Origin of the sequence: uncultured Leptotrichia sp. (genome assembly GCF_938036635.1) — a bacterium.
GTDB classification, from domain to species: domain Bacteria; phylum Fusobacteriota; class Fusobacteriia; order Fusobacteriales; family Leptotrichiaceae; genus Leptotrichia; species Leptotrichia hongkongensis.
The window spans coordinates 1-4750 of sequence record NZ_CALHQO010000125.1 but is presented as its reverse complement, the minus strand read 5'-3'; the positions used below and the strand labels follow the sequence as shown (position 1 = coordinate 4750).

Below are 4750 nucleotides of genomic sequence, written 5' to 3'. Positions count from 1 at the left end.
TCAGACCAGCTGATTTGTTCATGTAGATCGATATAGCGACCGACTTCATCTTGGTAAAGCGAATAAGAATAGGATTTCTAATACAAATAAGAGTATAAGAAATATTCCTTTTACATCTGGCAGTTCTAATTTTCTTATAGCGTGAATTATATTATCCAGTTCAAAAATCATGTAGCTTTTTAATAGCAGACACAATAAAATTGAGATTGCTATTCCTGAAAATATCCATATTCTGCTTGCTAAAATTTCTTCGGTTATAAAAATTTGTATTTCTTTTGATGTTCCAGCATCTATTTTATTCTCTGTTTTCCTGTTACTTTTCAAAATTTCTCCTCTTAAATATGCTCAATCTCTTTTAGATGAGCAAGATTTTATAATTTTTAAATTGTGAGTTTCTTGGCTGTAAATAGAACGAGAGCTATTTAAGGATTCATCAGACAACTTTAATTATCTTTATTGTCAAATAATCCGAAAATAACCCTCTGTAATTTTTATTTCCCACTTTTTAGTTATGTAAAAACTTAGTCTCTTCCTCTTCCTAAAATTCTTTAAATGCTTAGGAACAGGTTTACAAAATCCAAATATAATTCCAAAGCACCAACGATTTCAATTTTGTTAAGAATATCAGAATCTTCATGAACTGCATAGGCGATAACATTATTTTTTATTCTATTTACATCAACTGCAATATAAACTGTAAAAATGATTACACCTAATACTGACACAAACAAATCAATTGCACTATTTCCTAGAAACATATTTACTACACTTACTAATATCATTGCTATTATTCCAGCTGTAAGCAATGGCACAAATCTAGTCAAATTTTCCTTAGTAAAATATCCATAAATTGCTAAAACTACAAAGATTGACAATGTTCCTAAAAATGCTGAACCGATTACATCTGGAGCATAAATAAGTCCAATAGCTGAAAATGTCAATCCGCTTAATGCTGAATATATTAAAAATATAAGTTTTAGAACACTCGAATTTGCTGTATAAACTAAAGCTGAAAAGGCTAAAACTGCAACAACTTCTAAAATAAGAAATATCCAGTATTTCTCTATTATCATATATGCAATAGGATTTTCTTTTATTGCTCCATTATAAACCATAAAACCAATACCACCAGTTATAAGAAGCCCTATTACCATCCATATCATACTTCCACGAACTTTTGAAATTATAAGTCTGTTTAAATCGTCATAAGTCATTGACATTTGTCCGTCATATTCGTTGTAATCATCGTTATTATGATTGTAAGTTTCCAATTCATCATAATCATTTCTCATAAAAATCACCTCATTAGTTTAGTCTTTTTCATTTCTTCAATCATTTTAATAACTTGAATAGCTTAATCCAAAATTCTATACCCAAGCTATCATCTATTATAATATTATAACTTTTTTACTTTTAAAAAGACTTTTATTTATCAGTTAAATTACTTAATCTTATTTTTTATTTTGAAAACGGAACAAAAGATTCCTGTTTCAAAGTTTGGATAATTTCATCAACTGATACATTTTTACTGTCTTGTGAACCAAATCTTCTTACATTTACTTCATTGTTTGCAACTTCATTTTTACCAATTATTAGTTGCACTGGTATTTTTTGGTCTCCATTTGCTTCTCTGATTTTGTATCCAATTTTTTCTACTCTTGTGTCAAGTTCCACTCTGATTCCTGCGTCTTGCAGTTTTGTAAACAATTCTTTTGCGAATGGCACCTGTTCGTCAGAAATTGTTAAGATTCTTGCTTGTACTGGCGCTAGCCAAGTTGGGAATGCTCCTGCGTAATGTTCGATTAAGATTCCGATAAATCTTTCCAAACTTCCATACATTGCCCTGTGAATCATTACTGGCTCATGTTTTTCACCATCTGGACCTATATAGCTCATTTCAAATCTTGCTGGAAGATTAAAGTCTAACTGGATTGTTCCACATTGCCAGATTCTTCCAATTGAGTCTTTCATCTTAAAGTCAATTTTTGGTCCGTAGAATGCCCCATCTCCAGGATTTAACTTGTAATTAATTCCTTTATGTTCCAAAGCTGATTTCAAGTTTGCTTCAGCCATTTCCCATATTTCGTCTGAACCTATTGCTTTATCAGGTTTTGTTGATAATTCAATGTGATATTCAAATCCAAATACAGTATAGAATTTATCATATAAATCAATAATTTCGATAATTTGTTCCTCAATTTGCTCTTTCGTACAGAAAACGTGGGCATCATCCTGTGTAAATGCTCTAACTCTCATAAGCCCGTGTAAAGCACCACTAAATTCGTGTCTGTGAACAAGCCCCATTTCTCCATATTTCAATGGCAAATCCTTGTATGAATGCAAGTTATTCTTGTAGGCAATTATTGAACCTGGACAGTTCATAGGCTTTATTGCATATTCTTTTTCATCAATTGTTGATGTATACATATTTTCACGGTAATTGAACCAGTGTCCAGAAATTTCCCACAATTCCTTATCTAGCATAATAGGAGTTTTTATTTCCTGATAACCTCTTTTTTTATGCTCAACTCTCCAGATTTCCTGCAATTTATTGAATAATTCCACACCTTTTGGCATAAAGAAAGGGAATCCAGGTCCATGCTCGTCTACAAAGAACAAGTCAAGCTGTTTTCCTAATTTTCTGTGATCTCTCTTTTCAGCTTCTTCCATCATTGTCAAATAGTCATCCAGCTCTTTTTTTGTTGCAAAAGCCACTCCATAAATTCTTTGAAGCATTTTATTGTTTGAATCTCCACGCCAGTAAGCTCCTGCTGTTGACATTAGCTTAAATGCTTTTAGGTAGCCAGTCGATGGAATATGTGTCCCACGGCATAAGTCTATAAACTCACCTTGCTGATAAATGCTAACTTTATCTGCACCCAAGTCTTCAATTATCTCAACTTTATAAGTTTCACCTTTTTCAGCAAAGAATTTTTTTGCTTCTTCGGCAGTCATTTCACTTCTTTTAAATTCATAATTCTCTTTTACAATTTTTGTCATTTCCTCTTCAATTTTTGCTAAATCTTCTTCAGCAAACGGCTTTTCAGGGTCAAAATCATAAAAAAATCCATTTTCAATAACAGGCCCTATCGTAACCTTTGTATTTGGGAAAAGTCTTTGCACAGCCTGAGCCATAATATGTGCCGCACTGTGTCTTATAATTTCTATCCCTTTTTCACTTGTATTAGTAATTATTTCAATTGTTCCAGATTTGTCAATAATATGAGATGGATCAACTTGCACACCGTCAATTATCGCCCCAACGGTTGCCTTCCCAAGACTGCTCCCAATACTTTTTGCAAATTCTACAACAGTCATCGGATTTTCCAACTGTCTTTTACTACCATCAGGCAAAATCATTTCTATCATTTCGATTCCTTCTTTCTCTCTTTTGTCAAATAAAATTAGGCTCTAGTTAGCCTAATCGCATAATTATTTATTATAGTATAATTCTTATTTTTTTTCAACCTAAAAATTTAAAACATCTCCAAAAATTTGCATTTCAGAACAACTAGCCAACTACATTCAAAAAACAATAAAAAATGAGCAAGAATTGAAATTTTATTCTCACTCAAAAGTTATTTCTATTAAATATCACTTTTCGATATTGGGGTGGTCTATATCTATTAACCGTGTCTGGGTCACAGTCTGGTAAGGTTTTAGTCCCCTTCGATATTGGGGTGGTCTATATCAAAGTTGGAAAAAAACAAATTACAATTAAAAGAGTTTTAGTCCCCTTCGATATTGGGGTGGTCTATATCCCATCATTTGTTTTTAGTGATAGGATATTTTGATTGTTATTTTTGCTATTTATCTGTGTTTTCCATATTTTCATATTGATATTGCTCCTTAATAAATGATATAAAACACCTCTCACATTATACCATATTTTTTGATTTTTCAAAATTCTAATATTTTATCTTGTGAAATTTTTTCTCCCATTGTCACTTCTCCTGCGAGTACCTTCATTTTTTGAAACTGATCTTCTGTCAGGATAATGGAACGGATTGAGGAATTTTCTGGAGCGAGCATTGATAACTGTTTTTCTGCCAGTTCAATTTTTTCTTTTGTTTTTGACCTCATTATATATACCGATTTTTGAAGCTGATAATATCCTTTTTCTATCAATTTTTTCCTAAAAGTCCTGTATTCAAATATCTCAACATCTGTCTGCATAGGAAAATCATACATAAGCAGACCAAAATACTCAATACTCATAGTCCATCACGCTCAATGTTGGAATTATCACTTCTTCATCTTTTACAAAATAATTTCGTATGCTATCCAAATAATAGTCTACCGCTTGGAAAAAATCATAATTTTGAATATTCTAATAATGCTTTGACATTTCTGACAAATTCATTTTCTAAAATTTCAAATTCATTATTTTTTCCTAACATTTTACCTTTTTTAGAATTGATATATTTAATTTTGTATTCAAATATTTCTTCACTATCATTTGAAATTTCAAATCCTATTTCAATATTATACTTCTCTAGTAATGTTTTCATTGACTTTATTATATGATTTTGTACTTTTTTATCATATGAAAACAATTTTATTAATAAATTAGCCTGATTTAGAAAACTAATAGTATCTTTTTCTTTATGTAAATATTCAAAGTGTGCTATATAGTTTCTTAAATTTCCCCAAGTAAAATTATTATTTCTACCCATTTGTATTCCACCAGTTGCCAAATTATTATTTAAAAATAATAAACTCATAAAATTTTCATGTATATTATTTATTA

General features: G+C 30.7%; 4 protein-coding genes and 1 pseudogene. All 5 read right to left on the bottom strand.

Features of this window, described 5'->3' with window-relative positions:
- Positions 1-45: 45 nt before the first annotated feature.
- Positions 46-324, bottom strand: a complete 279-nt coding sequence (locus Q0370_RS02325) for a hypothetical protein (protein ID WP_299571583.1) — start codon at positions 322-324, stop codon at positions 46-48.
- A 224-nt stretch (positions 325-548) separates the two neighbouring features.
- A complete protein-coding gene (locus Q0370_RS02320; protein ID WP_299571581.1) occupies positions 549-1292 on the bottom strand; it encodes a Bax inhibitor-1/YccA family protein in 744 nt (247 codons plus the stop codon).
- Positions 1293-1458: 166 nt separating this feature from the next.
- The gene (gene thrS / locus Q0370_RS02315; RefSeq protein WP_299571579.1) at positions 1459-3369 is read right to left on the bottom strand and encodes a threonine--tRNA ligase; all 1911 of its coding nucleotides are present in this window, start codon (positions 3367-3369) and stop codon (positions 1459-1461) included.
- Between the two features lie 531 nt (positions 3370-3900).
- Entirely contained in the window at positions 3901-4218 is a 318-nt protein-coding gene (gene cas2 / locus Q0370_RS02310) for a CRISPR-associated endonuclease Cas2 (protein ID WP_299571577.1), read from the bottom strand.
- A 95-nt stretch (positions 4219-4313) separates the two neighbouring features.
- Positions 4314-4750, bottom strand: a pseudogene (locus Q0370_RS02305) (hypothetical protein); the annotation flags it as partial.